At 48.2% G+C, this 18,524-nt stretch carries 24 protein-coding genes; 16 read left to right on the top strand and 8 right to left on the bottom strand.

The genetic code is table 11. From position 1 onward, the window contains the following. Positions 1–305 precede the first annotated feature (305 nt). Positions 306–503 carry a DUF5615 family PIN-like protein gene (locus tag U9S71_RS21030; protein WP_436410312.1) on the top strand — a complete coding sequence of 66 codons (198 nt, stop codon included), beginning with the start codon at positions 306–308 and terminating at the stop codon, positions 501–503. A gap of 1 nt (position 504) precedes the next feature. Here the strand turns inward: U9S71_RS21030 and U9S71_RS08950 are convergent, their stop codons facing one another. From U9S71_RS08950 to U9S71_RS08925, 6 genes are all read right to left on the bottom strand, one after another. Then, complete coding sequence (locus U9S71_RS08950) at positions 505–1,098, bottom strand: hypothetical protein (RefSeq protein ID WP_326326871.1); 594 nt, start codon at positions 1,096–1,098, stop codon at positions 505–507. Positions 1,099–1,249: 151 nt separating this feature from the next. Beyond that, the gene (locus tag U9S71_RS08945) at positions 1,250–1,534 is read right to left on the bottom strand and encodes a hypothetical protein (RefSeq protein ID WP_326326870.1); all 285 of its coding nucleotides are present in this window, start codon (positions 1,532–1,534) and stop codon (positions 1,250–1,252) included. Positions 1,535–1,839: 305 nt separating this feature from the next. Next, positions 1,840–2,058, bottom strand: coding sequence for a hypothetical protein (locus tag U9S71_RS08940; protein WP_326326869.1), 219 nt, complete (start codon positions 2,056–2,058; stop codon positions 1,840–1,842). Positions 2,059–2,134: 76 nt separating this feature from the next. Beyond that, positions 2,135–2,533 (bottom strand): type II toxin-antitoxin system VapC family toxin, encoded by a 399-nt coding sequence (locus U9S71_RS08935; RefSeq protein ID WP_326326868.1) that lies wholly within the window; start codon positions 2,531–2,533, stop codon positions 2,135–2,137. 1 nt (position 2,534) lies between these two features. Continuing rightward, positions 2,535–2,759 carry a DUF2281 domain-containing protein gene (locus tag U9S71_RS08930; protein WP_326326867.1) on the bottom strand — a complete coding sequence of 75 codons (225 nt, stop codon included), beginning with the start codon at positions 2,757–2,759 and terminating at the stop codon, positions 2,535–2,537. A gap of 179 nt (positions 2,760–2,938) precedes the next feature. Beyond that, positions 2,939–3,178 carry a helix-turn-helix domain-containing protein gene (locus U9S71_RS08925; protein WP_326326865.1) on the bottom strand — a complete coding sequence of 80 codons (240 nt, stop codon included), beginning with the start codon at positions 3,176–3,178 and terminating at the stop codon, positions 2,939–2,941. Between the two features lie 349 nt (positions 3,179–3,527). On the opposite strand from U9S71_RS08925, the gene U9S71_RS08920 reads away from it, so the two are divergent. The 4 genes from U9S71_RS08920 (at position 3,528) to U9S71_RS08905 (ending at position 10,020) form a co-directional block, all read left to right on the top strand. Continuing rightward, positions 3,528–3,866 (top strand): hypothetical protein, encoded by a 339-nt coding sequence (locus tag U9S71_RS08920; protein ID WP_326326863.1) that lies wholly within the window; start codon positions 3,528–3,530, stop codon positions 3,864–3,866. Between the two features lie 181 nt (positions 3,867–4,047). Continuing rightward, positions 4,048–7,329, top strand: a complete 3,282-nt coding sequence (locus U9S71_RS08915; protein ID WP_326326862.1) for a SusC/RagA family TonB-linked outer membrane protein — start codon at positions 4,048–4,050, stop codon at positions 7,327–7,329. Between the two features lie 10 nt (positions 7,330–7,339). Continuing rightward, positions 7,340–8,728, top strand: a complete 1,389-nt coding sequence (locus tag U9S71_RS08910) for a RagB/SusD family nutrient uptake outer membrane protein (RefSeq protein ID WP_326326860.1) — start codon at positions 7,340–7,342, stop codon at positions 8,726–8,728. Further along, entirely contained in the window at positions 8,725–10,020 is a 1,296-nt protein-coding gene (locus U9S71_RS08905) for a TlpA family protein disulfide reductase (protein WP_326326858.1), read from the top strand. The genes U9S71_RS08910 and U9S71_RS08905 overlap by 4 nt, the downstream gene beginning before the upstream one ends. 67 nt (positions 10,021–10,087) lie before the next feature. Here U9S71_RS08905 and U9S71_RS08900 read toward each other — a convergent pair whose 3' ends face one another. Beyond that, a complete protein-coding gene (locus U9S71_RS08900) occupies positions 10,088–10,486 on the bottom strand; it encodes a hypothetical protein (protein WP_326326857.1) in 399 nt (132 codons plus the stop codon). 276 nt (positions 10,487–10,762) lie between these two features. Beyond that, positions 10,763–11,347, bottom strand: coding sequence for a Crp/Fnr family transcriptional regulator (locus tag U9S71_RS08895; RefSeq protein ID WP_326326856.1), 585 nt, complete (start codon positions 11,345–11,347; stop codon positions 10,763–10,765). Positions 11,348–11,395: 48 nt separating this feature from the next. Here U9S71_RS08895 and U9S71_RS08890 point away from each other — a divergent pair, with 48 nt between their 5' ends. From U9S71_RS08890 to U9S71_RS08840, 11 genes are all read left to right on the top strand, one after another. Then, positions 11,396–11,581, top strand: coding sequence for a hypothetical protein (locus U9S71_RS08890; RefSeq protein WP_326326854.1), 186 nt, complete (start codon positions 11,396–11,398; stop codon positions 11,579–11,581). A 295-nt stretch (positions 11,582–11,876) separates the two neighbouring features. Beyond that, positions 11,877–12,044, top strand: a complete 168-nt coding sequence (locus tag U9S71_RS08885) for a hypothetical protein (RefSeq protein WP_326326853.1) — start codon at positions 11,877–11,879, stop codon at positions 12,042–12,044. A 60-nt stretch (positions 12,045–12,104) separates the two neighbouring features. After that, a complete protein-coding gene (locus tag U9S71_RS08880; protein WP_326326852.1) occupies positions 12,105–13,064 on the top strand; it encodes a hypothetical protein in 960 nt (319 codons plus the stop codon). A 76-nt stretch (positions 13,065–13,140) separates the two neighbouring features. Beyond that, complete coding sequence (locus U9S71_RS08875) at positions 13,141–14,202, top strand: sensor histidine kinase (protein WP_326326851.1); 1,062 nt, start codon at positions 13,141–13,143, stop codon at positions 14,200–14,202. After that, a complete protein-coding gene (locus tag U9S71_RS08870) occupies positions 14,199–15,014 on the top strand; it encodes a LytR/AlgR family response regulator transcription factor (protein WP_326326850.1) in 816 nt (271 codons plus the stop codon). Before U9S71_RS08875 ends, U9S71_RS08870 begins: the two co-directional genes overlap by 4 nt. Positions 15,015–15,029: 15 nt before the next feature. Further along, positions 15,030–15,605: a hypothetical protein gene (locus U9S71_RS08865; RefSeq protein ID WP_326326848.1), complete on the top strand. Its 576-nt coding sequence runs from the start codon at positions 15,030–15,032 to the stop codon at positions 15,603–15,605. Positions 15,606–15,658: 53 nt separating this feature from the next. Next, the gene (locus U9S71_RS08860; protein ID WP_326326847.1) at positions 15,659–16,003 is read left to right on the top strand and encodes a helix-turn-helix domain-containing protein; all 345 of its coding nucleotides are present in this window, start codon (positions 15,659–15,661) and stop codon (positions 16,001–16,003) included. A gap of 155 nt (positions 16,004–16,158) precedes the next feature. Further along, positions 16,159–16,587, top strand: a complete 429-nt coding sequence (locus tag U9S71_RS08855) for a hypothetical protein (RefSeq protein WP_326326845.1) — start codon at positions 16,159–16,161, stop codon at positions 16,585–16,587. Between the two features lie 77 nt (positions 16,588–16,664). After that, positions 16,665–17,180 carry a CHAP domain-containing protein gene (locus U9S71_RS08850; RefSeq protein ID WP_326326844.1) on the top strand — a complete coding sequence of 172 codons (516 nt, stop codon included), beginning with the start codon at positions 16,665–16,667 and terminating at the stop codon, positions 17,178–17,180. 140 nt (positions 17,181–17,320) lie between these two features. Continuing rightward, the gene (locus U9S71_RS08845; protein ID WP_326326842.1) at positions 17,321–17,956 is read left to right on the top strand and encodes a fibronectin type III domain-containing protein; all 636 of its coding nucleotides are present in this window, start codon (positions 17,321–17,323) and stop codon (positions 17,954–17,956) included. A gap of 94 nt (positions 17,957–18,050) precedes the next feature. Then, on the top strand, positions 18,051–18,524 hold a 474-nt coding region (locus tag U9S71_RS08840; RefSeq protein WP_326326840.1), incomplete at its 3' end, for a hypothetical protein.

Here is an 18,524-nt window from a genome sequence, read left to right as displayed (position 1 = left end):
TCAATTGCATTGTCGCCCAACTTTGCCGCTAACTGGCCCGGGCGGTTTCAATAATTCGAGCTGCTTTAACAGGTTCACTGCTTTGTCATTCAAAATGTCTATTGTGACGGTCTTCGTCATAATACAAAGATAATAAACATATTTCAGTAAATATCTTTTGCCCATTGACTCATATGAGCCGTTTTGATTCATGAAATTTTAGTATAATTGCGTATTATGGATTACAAGGACATAAAGGAGGATATTCTGGCTTGTTTAAGTTATGCGTCCGATGCAGAAAAGCACACCCGCCTGCTTAAAATCGCATGAGATTCTTAATCGACAACAACTTATCCTACAAATTAGTTGGTAATTTCTCAGAAGATTTCCCTGATTCGCCACACGTGAGAACGGTATTATCCGTTCAGGCCGATGATAGTAAAATTTGGCGTTATGCAGGTCGGAATAGCTACGTGATTCTGACTAAGGATAACGATTTTGATGAATACCCAGAACGCGTCTGATTCAGGCCATTCTCTTCCAATACATTAAAACCCCATCCAACGGCTTTTTAGCGATGATTGCATGCCTCGAGCCGCCTAATATCTTCAAGCACTTTTCCAGTTCACTGATCCGAAAGCGGATGTCCCTGGCAGCGAGAAGCTTTTTATAGATTTCAAGCGCCGTCCGTTTCTTATCAAAATAACCATCGTCAATCCACCGTTTCAATACGTCCAACAACTTTTCGTTTGTTTTTCGGGTGCTGCCTTTGGGTGCTTTTTTCTTTTGCCAGATGATGCGGGTTCCTTTGCCCGCGGCATCGTAAATGATATGCGAAAACCCTTTGTATTCATCGTCAATACGTTTGGTATGGTACAATTGGATACTGCCTTTTTCCGTGCTGTTGGGGATGATGTCGCCAAACGAACAACGCAGGATATAGGGGAGGAGGTCAAGCTGGTCTTCGGTGAACCGGTTTTTGTCGCTTGGTTTTACAATAAAGCCGAAGACGTAATTATTCGCCTTGCCTAATAGGAAGGAAAGTTCATCGTCGGTCATTCCGCGCTCGTTAAGCAAGGCAATCACCCGACAGATGATGACGTAATCCATCCGTGCCATCACGACGTCCGGTTTGTCTGCTTTTCGTACGGATGGTCTTTGGATAACTTCGATCAACACTATAGGATTGGAAAAGCGGTACTTGCACTATTGAAAAATTGTTGAGGGATGCCGTTTTGCATGGAAAATGGAAAGCACGGCAACTTTGGCATTAGCGCTCTTTTACAGCCTTCCACGCAACAGGATTATCGTCGCCAGACAGGTAGTCGGCTTTACGTTGCCTGAATTCAGCGACATCAGCCTCTGTCACCCCGTATGTTTTCATGAAGTCAGCGGTTGGGGTATCGGTTGCATTATTGTCCAACAAACTATCGACATGATCCAAGGCGATAGTTGGAGCGGATGATTCCGCAGTAACCTTAAAATTAAGCGCTTTGGCCATCGATTGCAGCCATTCGTAATCGCGCTTGCTTACATTATCCAATATCAGTCGCATAGTTTACTCCTTCTTTTTAACAAAGATAAACCGAAAGGGGCTTAGTTCCAAATTCAAATCGGTCAATTGCGTGCACTTTCAGCAATGGAGATTCTCGGATGAACGCTTAGCCTCTAAACTTCTTCCAAACCCGACCGGAGGGAGCTTCGCTTTTGATTCAGGCCGTAGACGATATGCGAAAACCCCTTGTACTCATCGTCAAATCGCTTGGTATGGTGCAATTGGATGCTACCTTTTTCCGTTCCGTTGGGGATGATGTCGGTGAACGAACAACGCAGGATATAGGGGAGGAGGTCAAGCTGGTCTTAAGTGAACCGGTTTTTGTCGCTCGGTTTTACGATAAAGCCGAAGACGTAATTATTCGCCTTCCCGAATAGGAAGGAAAGTTCATCGTCGGTTATTCCGCGCTCGTTAAGCAAGGCAATCGCCCGACAGATGATGACGTAATCCATTCGTGCCATCACAACGTCCGGTTTGTCTGCTTTTCGTACCGATGGTCTTTGAATAACTTCGATCAATGTCATCGGCTATTTATTTCGTCCAATGTGCTGTTTTGATGCTTTATGATAGACTCAGATGTGTTGGCGATAAGCATATATGTCACCATACTATAGGGTAGGTGTTTTTGTAAGCGTCGAATTTTTCATCCTTAGTTATGAAAGAAAGATTTTCATAATGAGCGGCCGCCAGCAAATATCTGTCAAATGGATCCCGATGATCATCAGTAAAATCCATTTCAAGATAAGATTTAAAATGGTCATCCTTAATTGATAGCGTGTTGAATCCAGAGCGATACGACGCATCAATAAATTCGTTCAATGGAACATTGAAGGCCGACAGTTTTCCGATTTTAAGTTTAATTGCAATCTCAAAAAAACTCATCTTACTGACGAAAAAGCTGTTCTCGCCATTTTCGAGAATTTCCTTTACCCGGTTTGATAATTTGGTTTGGTCAGCCAGTGCCCAAATGCACACATGGGTGTCAAGCAGATAATACATGTTACATGTAATCTTTTAAATCATCCAATGGCTCGTTGAAATCACTGGGTAGTTTGATCTTTCCTTCCAACAGCCCAATTTTTACCTTCTTCTTAGGTTGTTTCTCTTCTTTCATTTCTTGACCCGTAAGGAAGGTGATTACTACCTCTGCTTTGGATTTTACAGGAGGTTCCTCGGTAAAGATAATTTTACCATTTTCATAAATCCCTTTTATCGCCGTATACATGTCCCCTTTTTTAGCAAATATAAGCTAATTTATTCAAAATGATTAATTTAATAGCTTAATCTGCGTTAGCAACCAATAAAAAGTACGTTAAAAAAGTCTACATCCGCTATAACTCCGCCCACACTTTTTTAATAACCGCCCTCTCGGTTGCGTCTTTTGTGTTGAGGCGCGACGGCTTGTTATCCATCCAATTTACTGAAATCCAACAGTTCATCTAGCGTTACTTCCAATGCGTTTGCCAGGTCAACAAGCGTGTAGGCAGTAGGATTTGCTCCTTCCACCTCATATCTGTTTATAAATTGCTTGTCTTTCCCGATTCTGTGTCCAAGTTGTTCTTGTGTTAATCTTAATGCTGACCTTAATATTAGGATACGGGAGCCTAGCTTTTTCTTGAATTCCGCTTGCGTCAATTTCTTCATAATGCAAGCTTGGAATAATGAATTTTAAAAAAGTCACCTTATATGTTGACTTTTTAAGTTTTCTTGCTTACGTTTGTTTCGTGAAACTATTCAAGAAAATGAAAAAATGAGGAAGTTGTAAAGTTAACTTTTTAAAATAGCATTAAACAAAGAGTCTTCTGATTCCGCGATTGAGCCCAAGGAAGAAGACGGTAAGATTTAATGCCCATCACTTTAAAAATGCTTATTTTTGCGTTTTTACAGGAATGGGCCTTGCCGTTTTAACCACTGCTTGGGCTCTACGGAACAGTGTGGGTAAGGAACCGTTCCTGTTTTTTATCTCGGAAGACTCGTCTAACCAACGAGCAAAATGAAAAAAATCAACTTAGATGATATTGAGCCGATTTTTGGGCCGGGCAAAGAATACTTCAACCGTTATTACGTATACGAGAATTATTGTCCCCAAAAAATCATCGAACGCTTTTGGCAAAAATACGAATTGCAAGAGAGTCGGACGTTAGCTTTCCATCTCCAACTTGTTGCTCAATACGGCCGTGGTGAAATCAACATCCCTATCACAACAGATGACTGCACATTTACGCAATTCCGTGTTGACCTCGAAGAGTTGCTAAAAGCTGTCTATTTCGAGCATAAGTATAACCGGAAAAAGCCACTGAAATTCGTTGAGAAAGGAGGTGGTTATGAGTAATCCTTCTAACTGGTTGCATAGATTTGACGGCCCGATACCCGCCAAAAACCTTTGTAATTTATCCAAACCGTGGATAATCTCCAAGGAAAATTTGTTTAAAAACATCATCGCCCGGCCGGTTTGATTTAGCGTAAGCGCCTGAATTATTTCATCCAATTCTTACATCTAAATCAATGCACTAATGAAGCAAAAATTACGCTTAGGGGATGGCTATGCCCTAACCAAACATCAACTGAAACGCCATTATATAAAATACATCAGCCTATTGGCTGTATTAACGAGCATGTGTTTGTATGCCCGCGCACAGCGCCCCGAACCTTCGGGGCCTGTGTTGTCGGGTATTGTCATCGACACCGCCGGGCAACCGATGCAAGGCGTTACCGTTGCGGTAAGGGGCAGCTCCATTAAAACCATCAGCCGACGTGACGGACGGTTTACACTGCACGCGCCTCAGCGAAGCGGTACATTCGTGATCTCTTTCATCGGTCACGAAACCATCGCCGAGAAATTCGGAGCCGACAACCTCGGTCCATACCATTTTACACTTATTCCAAATGAAAACATACTTGAGGAGGTCCAAGTAAGTACCGGCTACCAAACCATCCCAAAAGCACGAGCTACGGGGAGTTTTGTTCAAGTTGGCGAGGAGTTACTGGGTAAACGGACAACGACCAATATACTGGATCGATTGGATGGTGTGGCACCCGGCCTGCAATTTGATCGCCGTTCGGGCGACGCTAAGCTCAATATAAGGGGCATAAACACCTTTACCAGTGGGTTGATGGGGCCACTCATCGTTGTGGATAATTTTCCTTATGAAGGGGACATACAGCATATCAATCCCAACGATGTCGCATCGGTGACATTGCTCAAAGATGCAGCAGCAACATCAATATGGGGCGCTAGGGCCGGCAATGGGGTTATCGTAATCAATACCAAAAAGCCAGATAACCAACAGGGATTGAAGGTGGCCCTTTCCGCCAATACCACTTTGCAAGGGAAGCCGGATCTTGGTTATTACCCAGTAATGACTTCGTCAGATTTTATCGATGTCGAACTCATGCTCTTTGAAAAAGGATTCTACGATAGCCAAATCAACGGGCCCTATGCACATTATTACGTGTTTTCCCCGGTTGTTGAATTGCTAAATAGACAAGCCAGCTCGGGGACCTCCGATGAAGAATTGATGCGGCAAATCGACCGATTTAGAAACATTGACTATCGTGATGAATTGATGGAACAGGTGTATGCTATTACAGCACACCAACAATATAATATGCGCTTTTCCGGTGGAAACGGGTTTATGAATTACCTGATTTCTTCCGGCTATGATCACGGCAATCTACCTACAAAAAAGTCCGGCAACGACGGCCGGTTTAACATCCGCGCGGTGAATACGTTACGGCCTTTTAGGGGGATGGAAATTCAAACCTCGTTGATATATACACAGACCATGCTTCGAAGGGACCTTTGGGGAACGAGCTATCCCATAGGCCCAGGTGGGTATAAAAACCACTTGTATCCGTACGCAAGCCTGACCGACGATTCCGGGCAGCCGGTCGCTGTGCCGTCTGGCTATAATATACACTACGTCGATACGGCCGGTGGGGGTAATTTGCTCGATTGGAAGTATCGGCCATTATCGGATGGAAGGGACTCCTGGGATAACCGGCATTCGCAACATGTGAATATCAATGCACAGGTCGCATATGAGTTGTTCGATGGCCTCAAACTTCAATTGCTCTACGGTTACGAAAAACAAGCGGGTGCTAACGAGCGGATGGAGGGGCTCGACTATTTCAATACCAGGAATTTGATCAACCGTTTCACGCAGATGGATGACGGTGTGCCACAATACACCATTCCACTGGGCGGAATTCTGAAGACCTCCAGCGCCGCTATGCACAGCCACCGTGGTCGGCTGCAATTGAATTTCGACCGTACAATTGACGTTGACCATCATATCGCTTTATTTGTGGGTAACGAGTTGTCGCATCGCGAAAGCGAGACGAATAGCTTTCAACGTTACGGGTATAATCCCAGTATCCTCACTTTCGCGGATGTGGATTACACAGGTACATACCCAATTTATGACGGTCTTTCCGGCAACTCGGCGATACCGACGTATGGTGGTTTGTCGGGCACCACACGGCGATATGTCTCATTTTTTGGTAACGCGGCGTATACTTATCGCGACCGGTACACGGTTTCAATTTCGGGCAGGAAAGATGCTTCGAACGTGTTCGGCGTTAGCATTAATCAGAAATGGAACCCCTTGTGGTCAACCGGTCTATCGTGGAACTTGACCGAGGAAACCTTTTTGGAAAACTTGGATTGGGTTGATTTATTAAGGCTTCGGAGTACGTACGGGCACAGTGGCAACATCGGTTCGGGAGCCAATCAATACCCGATTATTTCTTATGCAAAGCGTAGCGCAAGTTACACTAACCTGCCCTATGCACTGATTACCCAGCCGCCCAACCCGTTCCTGAAATGGGAGGATGTTAGCATGTTCAATTATGGTCTCGATTTCGCATTGTGGAACCATCGGTTCAGCGGATCAATTGAGTATTTCACTAAGAAATCTTCTGATTTAATCACGGAGAACCCCATTGACCCGACCACAGGTTTTCTCGATGCCCAACGGAACGTCGGACAGATAAATAGTGATGGATTTGACATTCAACTAAACCATGCCAAAATGAACGGCGTGTTGAAATGGAGATCGTCCATTGCCCTTTCTTATGTGAGAGACATTACCACCCGATATTATGGCGAGGTTGGTTCAACATCCTACTACCTCAATGGCGGCCAAACCATAAGGCCGTTGTTGGATAAACCGTTATATCCGGTGTTTTCCTTGCACTTTGCGGGCCTCGACCCGGAAAGTGGCGATCCGCTCGGGTATTTCCAAGGAGAACCGTCTAAAGAATATACCAACATGGTGAACGACTCACTCTCGAACCTGGTGTACCATGGCCCGGGCCTGCCACCATACTATGGTTTCCTGCGAAATAGCTTATCTTGGCATGATATCACCTTCTCGTTTAATATCGTATACAAGTTCGGCCATTATTTCAAAAAGGAGACGATTAACTATGGTTACCTGTTCAATAATTGGATAACACATAGCGATTATGAACAACGTTGGCAGAAGCCAGGAGACGAAAATCGAACAACCGTTCCTTCACTGACCTATCCGGTCAATTCCAACCGCGATGTTTTTTATGGAAACTCGGAGGCCAATATTGAAAAGGGAGGGCTGATACGGTTGCAAGACATAAAATTGGACTATACTTTTCGGATCAGGAAAAACAAAAACCGGCCCATTGTATTCAACGGCTTCATCGCAGCAAATAATGTCGCACTATTGTGGACCGCAACGGAAACAAATCTCGATCCTGATTACATCGGACTCCCACCTGTTCGCACGTATAGTTTGGGCCTTACCATGCATTATTAAAATTATCGTAATGAGAAGAACGTATTATAAATTACTGGTCATTGGGTTAATCGTAGGATGTACCTCTTTGACGTCCTGTGAAAGATATTTAGATATAAAATCATCGAAGTCCCTCGTCATACCAAAAACATTAGATGATCTGCAAGCCTTATTGGATGCTTCCCCGAATATCAACTACATGTATTACCCCAGTTTGCTCGAAGTTGGGACAGACGATTACTACCTGGACTTTGAAACGTTGAGTGCATTAACGGCTTTTGAGCAAGATAATTATACGTGGCAGAAAGCGCCTTTGTATCCGGATCGCGAAGTTAACTGGACATGGAAAAGCCCATATCAAACCGTATTTATTGCTAATACAGTGCTTCATGAACTGGCAAAAATGGCAGATAAAGAAACAGCACGTGGGCGGCAAATCAAGGGGGCTGCATTATTCATACGGGCATTTGGATTTTATACATTAGCGCAGGTTTTCTGCGCACCGTATGATCCTTACGGAGACAATGATGGTCTAGGAATACCGCTGCGGTTGAGTCCAGATTTCAATGAAAAATCGACTAGGGCAACGGTCGCCCAAACCTATCAACGTATTTTGGATGATTTCAATGAAAGTGTGGATCTGCTCCCGCTTTCAACCGATTATCCTACACGGCCTAATAAAGCGGCGGCGTACGCAGCACTGGCACGGATATATCTCATTATGGGTGATTATAGTGAGGCTGGCGCGCACGCGGATGAAGCATTGAAGATGTACAACGAACTGATTGATTTCAACGAAATAGACCAGGACGCACGGATACCCTTCGAGCGCTTCAACAAAGAGACTATATTCTATGCGTATAGCGGGGGGCTACCTATACTGAACCCCAAACGGGCGAACGTCGATTTGGAGCTTTATCATAGTTATCACCATAACGACTTGCGTAAACGGGCATACTTCACCGACAAGGAGAACGGCACCTACGGATTTAAAGGTTCGTACACCGGTAATTCAGGCAATGGTTTTTTTATTGGTCTGGCGGTGGATGAGTTATTTCTTATCCGCGCAGAGTGCACGGCACGTGCAGGAAAATTGGGGGAGGCGATGGCTGACTTGAATCGTCTATTAAGAACACGGTGGAGAGAAGGTGAGTTTAAACCTGTACAGCTACAAGACGAAGAGGAAGCTCTCCGTGTAATTCTTGGTGAGCGGCGTAAGGAATTAATCATGCGGGGCTTGCGTTGGTCCGATCTCCGCAGGCTTAACAAAGACCCTCGTTTCGCGAAAACATTGGCAAGATATGTAGATGATGGTCAGGAGGTTAAAAAGTATACGCTGCCACCTAATGATTTACGGTATACTTATTTGATACCTCAGAGCGTCATTGATATTACTGGAATGAAACAAAACCAACGATGAAGATTAAACTTATTAGCCTTATCGTCTGTTGTGCATATTTATTAGACGCCCAAGCCCAGGGTAAGGCCGACGTACGTGTCACGATTGGCGAACATTTTCCCGAGTTATCATTTGTGGGAATGGTCAGTCACAATGCAGCATATTTCGCTCATCAGAATTTAGACAACAAAGCGATTATTCTTGATTTTGGCTCAACCACATGCGCACCCTGCGTGCGGTCGTTACCAAAAATCGACTCATTGCAAAAAGAATTCAACGATGAATTACAATTTTTCTTTGTAACCCCCGAGTCTGAAGAAATCGTTGAACGGTTTATGGAAAACAATCCGATCGGAAAGCAGATACACATTCCCATAATTTCGGAAGATTCGATTCTAAGTAACTTATTTCCCCATCTGTCCACGCCACACGAGGTTTGGATTGATCACGATAGGGTAGTCAGCGCATTCACCGACCACCATTTTCTGAACAAGGACAATCTCCAAATGCTGGTTGATGGGAGTGCTATTTCCTGGCCCGTTAAGTGGGACTTCCCTTACGACTATGAAGAGCCCATGGTTGTTTTTAATAAACCTAACATCGGTGCTTTGATGGAGCCAAGCCGGTGGCAGTGTACCATGATTACCGACCATCTACTCGGCGTACAACCGCGGCAAGGCTTGGTAAAAGACAGCGCGAACAACCAGATACGACATTTTGCAATTAACAAGTCGATCGCCCAGATATATACTTATCTTTTGGGTCGATCATGGGTGTATTCTCTCTCACCTAGCCGCGTGATTGTAAAATCAGGAAAAAATGATCGATATTTTCATACCGCCCAATTTGGTCTGAAAGCTGTATGGGAGGAGAAGAATACCTATTGTTATGATATGTCATTCCCCGATACGCTTTCAAAAGGGGAAAGAACACAACGAGCTTTGCAGCAATTGAACTGGTATTTCGGAATCGACATAGCGTTAAAAAAGCAGACAATGGATTGTTGGGTGATACGAAATATCGATAGGGATAACGAGCTAACACTCGGGGAAAAAGACAGGGATAGCGAACGTGGTAAAAAAAGAGGGGTAACAATACCTAATCTCTGCTACAACCTTAATCAATTGGCCGGCCATACACCTGTTGTTGATGAAACATTCGCTAATCATCTTTTTAAATCTTTTTTTAAGCTTGAAATTTCGACACTCGCCTTCAATGATGTAGAATCACTAAAGAACCAATTAAAACCATATGGATTTACCATCGATGTGGAACCACGGCAGCTCGAGGTAATGATTATTAACGACCTGTAATTCTTAAAGTAAGCAGCCAATGGTCTTTGCCATCGGCTGCTTACTATAGAAATCCAATTGTGGCTGACTAGATTTCTCTCAATGATAGCACGGTATCGTTGATTCCCTCATCAAGAGCTTCTGTAATCTGATCAGCTACCGTTTCAGAACCACTAACAATCGCATCCATATCGGGTTTTGGGTCGGCAGGGTTGGGCGAGTTAGGGTCGACAGGAGCCGAGATCTCGCAAATGGTTTCCGTTCCTGCGCCGCAACTGCTGGCAGACCCTTGTTCATAAAACGCTGGATTAATCGCCTCCAGAGCGGTGGAGCCCGTAAAGTGCCACGTTTGGTTGAGAACTTTCGGTTCTGGTGCTGGTTTCTCGGGTATGGCAAAAAGCAAATTGCCACCTACGAGACTTAAAACACTAATACTCATCATCGTTACCGCAGCAATACGTAATTGCTTATTCTTGATCGATGTCATAATCATATAGGCATTTTTTATACGGAAATGCTTACCGCTTAAGTTTAAAAAAACAAGTAATGGTTAGTCGGTCGTCGGCTGACTGGACCGCGGATGCGCCGGTACCCGGATCGGAAACATCCGAAATGCGATGACACGGCCCTACGCCGAAACACCGCACACCTGCGATCGTGTGCAACCTGGGTAACCGCTCTTTTCCGTGTGTACTTTGTCGATTCCATAAAAACAAAAGTACAGCGCCCTTTAGGCCACTTGGGTCTCCCTTAGTGAGACGAACTATCGACCGTCTTTTAAGTAGCGGCGTTTCATGCGGTAGTACGTGCTCCGGCCCATACGCAGCAATTGCCATTTGGGGGCATCAGGCAAGTGGTGGATCTGCCCGCCAAATCGATCCATGTACAGGCAGTACCTGGCATAGCAGGTCTCTTCATGCTCCAGCGCAACCAGCAATTCCAAAAAGTTGATTTTCCGTTGCTTCAGCACATGCAGCAGCTCGGCAAATGCCGGGAAGCGCCGCTGTGCCTCGCGGGCTTCCATCACCGGCACCAACAGGAGCTTGGTGTCTGCTATGGCCACATACTCCGCTTCGCGTAGGCGCGGGGTGAAGGGGTGCTGTGTGCCCGTGAAGTAATCCATCGGTTGCATCAATTCGCATAGCACCTGCTTGCCCACGCTGTTCTCGCGGTAGCCGGCCGCGAGGCCCGAGAGTACAATACAGAAAAAAGGAAAGCTTTCGGTGGCCAGTTTGATGACCTGCCCCTTGCCGTACGATTTGTGGCGCGAACGGGCGATGATGAATGCGCGGCTCTCCGGATTCAGGGCCGGGAAGTGTTTGCTCCAATAGGTGAATAATTGCTCCATCAGGATTGGTTTGCCGGGCAAAAATAGGGGTATGAAAGAGACGAGTCAATGGAACTGCTGGAACCCGCCCGGCGCGTGGATCGGGCCAATGTGCCTGCGGAAGCCCGTCGGGGCTATTTCTACCGGAACTCCGCGTCAGAAAATCTTTTCTTTTTCTATTTATACACGATAGCTAACCCCTTCTCCCGGTTTTGCTGCGCCACCGGTATCTCTTTTAGCGAATTTTCCATTTGAATCGCCACGACCGGGCTATCGACCACCATGAAACTCGACAAACTAAATAAGATGGAACCACTGGGGTAATTTCAAAGGCTTATGTGGCATATCACGTGTTCTTATTGGAACATTTCGCTGCACGTCAGATTTTTATTCCGCCAGCCGCGGTGTTTATTCCGCCAGATGATGATTCGGTTCTTTTCACTTTGACAGCTGGAACGAGCAACAGATGTTTGTTGCGTGATCACACCGTAAACGCTGGATTGTCAAGCTTGGAATCCGGCAATTTATTTAACATTAACTGATTACAGCAATGGAAATTCTTCAATTATTAGATGCGGTGAATACACCCGACATGCTCAAGCAATTATTGGATTACACAATGGATATCATGCCGGCGGACGGCTGGAACGCCGTCGGCAATAATCCGCTGATTCCCGATAACCCCATCTCAGACCTTCCAACCATCTCGATAGGGTAATCACTTCACCAATAGGGGTGGTGCACGCCCATGTGCATCATCCCTTTTATACGCAAACACATGCAAACACGTTATCATACCGCGTACGAAAGGATATGGGCGGCAAGTGAACAAATCGATCCTTATCATGACACCCGGTGGCTAAACGCATTTACGTACTATTCTGCAAACCTGGCGCACTTCCTGCCGTTGCTCGCAACAGAAAGCCACCTGCGGCGATTCCGTCAAACGGTTGCTTACGAACAATTGGGAGCACTGGATATGCGTTGGTTTTCACAGGGATATGTGCCGACCGTGGTAACCCACCAAACCCCCTTGGACCAAGTACTCCCCACAGCGCCGGGTATCGTTTGCACCATGCATACCGGTGCCCATCTGCACATCGCTTGGTCACTTTTACAGTCAAAAATCCCCTTAGCGCTTTTGGTATCGGCGGTGGCCAGGCGGTCGCTCATTGATATGTTGGGCCAATCACCTTCGCCCACGGCAGGGCCCATACTGATCGATGCCGAAAAGCCGGGTGCGCTCACCGCCGTAATCCGCCAATTAAAAGCGGGCATAAATGTACTGGCACTGATTGATGGAGGAGGTGGCATAGGTCCCTTGCTGCAGTCGAATGCAGTGAAAGTTCCCTTCCTGGGGCAGCACATGTTTGTACGTAGCGGCATACCGTACGCGGCATGGCACGCAGAGGTGCCCATTTATCCTGTCTGGGCGTTCCGAAGGCAGCAGGGCGGTTCGATAGACGTGTATCGCCATCCCCCTATCCGTAAAGAAGGCTTGTCAAAAGAAAGCTATCTACGCCAGTCCATCGGAGCGATCTGCGATCATTTCGCTGCCTATCTGCTGCACTATCCGGAGCAGTGGACCAACTGGTGGAATCTCCAGCAGCACATGGATGCCACGCAGTGCATCCGTCCTCCAGACCGCGTATGGAAACAACCTTTCGGTGTGATGGTACACGCCGACGATCGTTACGCGTTCGACCGTAACCATTATCGTTTACACCCGATCCGATAAAAACGGGCCAATCCGGGGGTCCGGCACCTAATAAAAGAGGAATTTAGTTAAGTTTGACTGCCAATCTTGATTAATTATGCAGTTATCGCTACAAAAAAAACTTTCATTTCCGTTCTTCGACCGATATAAGCTGGAGGTCTACCAAGCCCTCTACTGGGTTGGCTATTTTTTGCTAACATTGGTAAAAAACACCGGGCTCGATGTGTCATACCCTTGGTGGTTGGTGTTTTTGGCCGATGTGTTGGTCATCGGGATCATTTATACCATCGTCTTTATTTTTGCACGCACATACCTGAAGCCTATCCGTGGTACGTTCGTCATCGCCTTTACCTTTTTACTTTACTCGTTGGTATACTACATCCTCATTTATACGCTGCTGCCGAAACTGGGATATATCACCTACGACGAGGACGCCAAATTCACCTGGCCCATCTTTTTGTTTTCCATGTTCCTGTTTTTCCACCATGCAATGGTCGAAGCAGGCCTACTCGCTGCGATTTACCGCATCCGCAAAGACGAACGCCGTAAGCGGAAGCTCTTGGAAGAGAAACACCGAATGGAACTCCAGTGGCTTATGGGGCAGATGGAGCCGCACGAACAGACCAATATGCTCGATATTCCGTATGCCATGGCGCTGAAGCGTGATGGGGAGATTGCCAATACCTTGCGGGAACTGAAAACGTATTGGCGGTATATCCAGGAAAAGGCACGCGACGCGGATAGTGCCGTACCTTTTGCCGAAGAGATGGCGCATTGCAATCGCATTGTCGCTATCAACCAGCGCCGGTTCGACGAGACGCACATCACCATGGACATCCCTGCCGAACACTGCGGCTGGCAGGTGCCGGCGTTGTCTATTTCCGCTTTACTGAAGAATGCATTCAAATACGGCGTTTCGTGGGAGGAGCATGCACCGATCTCGCTGGTGGCTACATGCAGCGAACACCGTCTGGAGGTTACCATCCGCAATAAAACCAACGCCCACAAGGCAGCCGAACAATCATCAGGTATCGGTAATGAAAACATCCGGCGACGCCTGAGGTTGCTATATGGCGACCAAGCGTGGCTGGAAACCCGCGACACCGATAGCGGATGGTATGAAGCCGTATTAACCGTTAACAGATCATATAAACCATGAACAAAAGAAAAGTTGTAATTGTAGACGATGAACACCCGGCATTGGAGGTGCTCATTGAACTGGTGAAACGCAGGCCGGAATTGGAAATCGCACTGGCCACCACCCAGTTTCACGATGCGCTGGATTTCCTCGATGAAAATGATAATGATATACTGATTACCGATTTGGATCTACGCGTGGACACGGGCTACCGCTTGATGGGGGCGGTGGAAGAGCCCACCCAGATTATCGTATGCACAGCATTCGAGAAAGAGGGCACCGACGCGATCGGTAGCGGAGCGATCGACTTCCTCACCAAAATGGTGGCACCCGAACGGTTCGACTATGCCATCGACAGGGCATTGCGGAAACTCGAACTACTGGAAAACATTGCGCGCAACACGGCGTACTCGGCCACCCTATTTATGTCGCTGGCACCTGATGAGACGAGCTCGATGGAGGAACATCGAAATCCCGACACCAACAGTTATAAGGGAATATGTGTGAGTGATCTCGTATATGCGCGTTCGGACGGAAAGAACTGTCGGTTGTTCTTTATCGATGGCTCGCAATTGCTGGTCCGGCAGTTGCTGCGGGATGTACAGACCCTGCTCGATCCGGCTAAATTCATCCGTATACAACGGCAATACCTGGTCAACAAGGCGGCAATAGGCGACTATAGGCCATGGCTGGGTGATGAGGCGAAGCATTGGTGGGTGGTTTTGACGCTGGACGCGAATAAAGATTGGAAAAACGACCAGGATAACGGACGGTTTCCCGTTGGTAATAAATACCGTTACCGGGTGGAAAAGGCACTGGGCATACGCAAATAACGATACGCAACGATTTTGTTAAGTACGCAACTTGATAAAACCCGCAAAGAGCTAGAGCGGATGCAGCGCCAGACGCAGGGGGGCGACCGATGGAGCCGGCAGGCACTCGATCGGCTGAATGGCGCGTTGCGGCAGGTATTAGCCGATGTCGGCATGCAGGTGCGCCATTGGCAGCATGAACTGGAGGCCCGGGAGGAACTGCAAGCACGTCTGCTGGATGCCCCATCGTCTTCCAAACAAACGCAGCAGCTTTGGTGGGACGAACAACTGGATTTCTACGACGGGCTGATCGGCCGCATCGACCGGTCGTTGTGCTTTAACGAAGATGCCCGGGTAACCGTTTCGTTAAATGCGCAGGAAATCTTGCTGCTGGTGCGGCTGATGGTTGAAGAGGGCATCATCCATACCGAAACGCTACGCCCGATCTTCCGCTACCTTAGTCAATACGTGGGTACCCATACACACCGCCGGTTATCATTCGATAGCCTCAAGAAACGGTATAGTTTACGCCATGTGGGTGCCGACAAGCATGTCAGACAACGCCTGTTGAACATGCTGAAACGCTTGGATAACCGGTTGCCCGATAGCTAACGGCCAACACCGGCTCACATTAAACCCGTTTACCACAAAAACTACACCCTACCATGAATATGAATGAACAGCTCTTGCAGTGTGCACTGCGGATTGAACAACTAATGCGCCAATTGGCCGATAAACCGAACCGGTGCTTGCATTGCCGGCATGAAGTATCTTTGGCTCCGCCGGTGCCGTCGCTTTCGGAGCTCGCTACGAAGGCCCATACCTTTTACAGCCAGCCCGCTGCCGCCGATTTTCTGGAACGGAGCGAAAAGCAGGTCTACCGGTATCGGGTAGACGGCGATTTGCCCATTTCGCACGACGACCAGGGATGTATCCGCTATGCGGAGGCCGACTTGGAAGTGCTTTTCGAGAAGCTGCACGGATTCCCGAAGGGCGGATTCAACCGATAGCAAACGGATAATCGATGTCCACCACCGGACATCCCACCTGCGTTAATAGCCCGTAAACGCCGTTTTACCGGACAACAGGTGGACAACCGTCGGACATTTTTCTTCTTTTTGCATGCCGGTACCCTACGTTTGCCCGAAACGAAAGGAGTACCGTTATGAAAACAACAACGATTACCGGATGGATGGGGGTGGAGCCCCCCACCATCTTCCCCAACACCCTGCGATGGTCATCACCCTGGGCATGGCCCATCTGGCGCTGGCTCGGCACGGGCTTGGCCCTCATCGGCCTGTTCGTGCTGTTCGCACGGGTCGGCCCCTTGCTGCGGCTTGCCGATCCCACGGCTGCGGTGGTCGACATCGGCGTGCTAAGCCTCGTGCTGCTGGCGGTGGTGGCCTTAGCTGCCTTCCTCACGGTGTCGCGCTGGCTGCTGGGCCTGCTCTGGCCCGTGATGCGTAGCTACCAACGGAACCATTTTTCACGCAATTTCAAATCCTTATTACCATGGCAAAAGATCACCTTTTACCTCGTTACCTTCTTCGGGCTGCTGTATGCGTTTGTGTGCTGCTTGGTGGCGGTTTTTTAAGCGGGAAGGTTTTTCACGCAAAGAACGCAGAGGTTTTTTCTTCGTCTACTTTGCGAGAACCACTGCGACAACCAACTTTGCGTGAAACCTATACCGCCGAGATCGGCATCAAAGAAGCCACGGGCAACAACGACGGCAGCCGGGTGGGGGCGTACCTCCGCTACTGCGGACTGGATGAAGGCTATGCCTGGTGCGCCGCTTTTGTGAGCTGGTGCCATGGGCAGGCTGGATTCGCTGAGCCGCGCAACGCATGGAGCCCGGCGCTATTCCCGGCTAGTCGAACCATCTGGCATGCGGGCAAACAAGAGCCCTTGAGCGGTGGCCAGCCGATTCCTCGCGCAGGCGATGTCTTCGGTATCTACTACACCAACCTTGAGCGTATCGCCCACGTCGGGTTCGTGGATGGGTGGGACGGCAAATACAGCATCACGGTAGAAGGAAACACCGGCCCGCCTACCGGCACAGCTATGCCCGAGGATTATCCAGCAAACCCAATTCGCGCCGGCCCCACCCGCCAAGGCGTTTACCGCAAGCGGCGGCCGATCAGGACCATCAAAGCCGTCGCACGGTGGACAGAGCCTGTGAACAAGTGAGCCTGTGAGGTTGTGAACTTGTGAACAGATTAATACCCATAAATGTCTATATATACTATATACTAAATACTAAGTACTAAGTACTGAATACTAAATACTAAGTACTAAGTACTAAATTCTAAATACTAAATACTACAAAAATGAGAACACCAAAATTAATAATCAATTACAGCGACATGAACGACTCAGACCTCGCTTCATTCGCCACGCGTACCGCCGATGCGCTGCGCACGAATACCAACTTCCCCGACATGATACCGGCATTTGCCGAATTTGAGCCATTGGCACTGGATTATATCGCCAAGCAGGCCATCACGGCCAACGGCCGTGCCAGCGGACAACAGAAGGAAGAAAAGGATGAATCCCGTAAGGTATTGCTGAAATCCCTGCGTGCTGTGGCCAGCTACATCAACAACTTCACGGAAGTGAGCTCCATCCAGCTGAGCTCGGGCTTTTACCCCGTGGCCGACCCGAAGACACTACAGGGGCCCGATCCGGTGGAGTGGATAAAGTTCCGCAAGGGAAGGCTACCTGGCGAGATGATCCTCGACTGGGCCGCAGCGAACAGGGCAAAGGAATATGAATATACCCTAGCCGATGAGTTGGATGCCGAAAATCAGCCCATCTGGGGCGATATCCGCCGCTCCAGCCGCAGCCAGGGGGTCATCGTTACCGGCCTCGAAAACCGTACGGAGTACCGTGCGCGCGTTCGGGCCCGCAACATCAAGGGCGAAAGTGCCTGGAGTACCGTCGTCATCGGATTTACCAACTGGTAGCCAAGCCGGCCGTTGACTTCAAACCGGGGCGGTGTCATTCAGGCATCGCCCCTTTTTTAAACCCTTTTTTTAAACACAATTAAAATTTACTGACATGAGATACGACATATTCATCCTTTTGGTCGCGGGGCTTTTATTGCATGTTTCCTCCTGCGCAAGCCGCAGGAGCAGGTATGTGGAAGACGCCAGAAAGGTGCTGGCCATTCACCATACCGAGCAACGGACTACCGACAGCCAGGCGCATCGGCTAACCATCGAGCGCCACCTTGACTCCCTCGGATATTGTGAAACGGCTACCATTACGCCGCTGGGCCGTTTTACCTACCACCCCGATTCGGGGTATCGGGGCCAAGCCATCCTCGTGCAACTGCGGCGCCGGGGCGTCCATACGGAGCGGCACGCCCGCCACGATAGTACGCAGCACCTATCCCGCACCACCGCCAACGTCGCAGACCACGTAGCAACCCACGAAACCCATGCCTTGGAGCGGCAAGAGAAACACCATATTCCGTGGCGCTGGGCGGTTGCGGCGCTGGTGCTACTGTTGGTTATGGGCTTCCTTGCCCGT

It is taken from the genome of Parapedobacter flavus (assembly GCF_035818675.1).
Classification (GTDB): Bacteria; Bacteroidota; Bacteroidia; order Sphingobacteriales; family Sphingobacteriaceae; genus Parapedobacter; species Parapedobacter flavus.
Note: the sequence above shows the minus strand (reverse complement) of the source record. Positions and strands in the feature narration are given on the sequence as shown.

Bases quoted from the DNA above. Each gene is read 5' to 3' on its own strand.
- U9S71_RS08855 (WP_326326845.1), top strand. From the start codon at position 16,159: ATGAAAACAACAACGATTACCGGATGGATGGGGGTGGAGCCCCCCACC.
- U9S71_RS08945 (WP_326326870.1), bottom strand. From the start codon at position 1,534: ATGCGACTGATATTGGATAATGTAAGCAAGCGCGATTACGAATGGCTG.
- U9S71_RS08940 (WP_326326869.1), bottom strand. From the start codon at position 2,058: ATGACATTGATCGAAGTTATTCAAAGACCATCGGTACGAAAAGCAGAC.
- U9S71_RS08890 (WP_326326854.1), top strand. From the start codon at position 11,396: ATGGAACTGCTGGAACCCGCCCGGCGCGTGGATCGGGCCAATGTGCCT.
- U9S71_RS08915 (WP_326326862.1), top strand. From the start codon at position 4,048: ATGAAGCAAAAATTACGCTTAGGGGATGGCTATGCCCTAACCAAACAT.
- U9S71_RS08845 (WP_326326842.1), top strand. From the start codon at position 17,321: ATGAGAACACCAAAATTAATAATCAATTACAGCGACATGAACGACTCA.
- U9S71_RS08910 (WP_326326860.1), top strand. From the start codon at position 7,340: ATGAGAAGAACGTATTATAAATTACTGGTCATTGGGTTAATCGTAGGA.
- U9S71_RS08870 (WP_326326850.1), top strand. From the start codon at position 14,199: ATGAACAAAAGAAAAGTTGTAATTGTAGACGATGAACACCCGGCATTG.
- U9S71_RS08905 (WP_326326858.1), top strand. From the start codon at position 8,725: ATGAAGATTAAACTTATTAGCCTTATCGTCTGTTGTGCATATTTATTA.
- U9S71_RS08950 (WP_326326871.1), bottom strand. From the start codon at position 1,098: ATGGCACGGATGGATTACGTCATCATCTGTCGGGTGATTGCCTTGCTT.
- U9S71_RS08875 (WP_326326851.1), top strand. From the start codon at position 13,141: ATGCAGTTATCGCTACAAAAAAAACTTTCATTTCCGTTCTTCGACCGA.
- U9S71_RS21030 (WP_436410312.1), top strand. From the start codon at position 306: ATGAGATTCTTAATCGACAACAACTTATCCTACAAATTAGTTGGTAAT.
- U9S71_RS08935 (WP_326326868.1), bottom strand. From the start codon at position 2,533: ATGTATTATCTGCTTGACACCCATGTGTGCATTTGGGCACTGGCTGAC.
- U9S71_RS08880 (WP_326326852.1), top strand. From the start codon at position 12,105: ATGCAAACACGTTATCATACCGCGTACGAAAGGATATGGGCGGCAAGT.
- U9S71_RS08920 (WP_326326863.1), top strand. From the start codon at position 3,528: ATGAAAAAAATCAACTTAGATGATATTGAGCCGATTTTTGGGCCGGGC.
- U9S71_RS08885 (WP_326326853.1), top strand. From the start codon at position 11,877: ATGGAAATTCTTCAATTATTAGATGCGGTGAATACACCCGACATGCTC.
- U9S71_RS08930 (WP_326326867.1), bottom strand. From the start codon at position 2,759: ATGTATACGGCGATAAAAGGGATTTATGAAAATGGTAAAATTATCTTT.
- U9S71_RS08900 (WP_326326857.1), bottom strand. From the start codon at position 10,486: ATGACATCGATCAAGAATAAGCAATTACGTATTGCTGCGGTAACGATG.
- U9S71_RS08925 (WP_326326865.1), bottom strand. From the start codon at position 3,178: ATGAAGAAATTGACGCAAGCGGAATTCAAGAAAAAGCTAGGCTCCCGT.
- U9S71_RS08895 (WP_326326856.1), bottom strand. From the start codon at position 11,347: ATGGAGCAATTATTCACCTATTGGAGCAAACACTTCCCGGCCCTGAAT.
- U9S71_RS08860 (WP_326326847.1), top strand. From the start codon at position 15,659: ATGAATATGAATGAACAGCTCTTGCAGTGTGCACTGCGGATTGAACAA.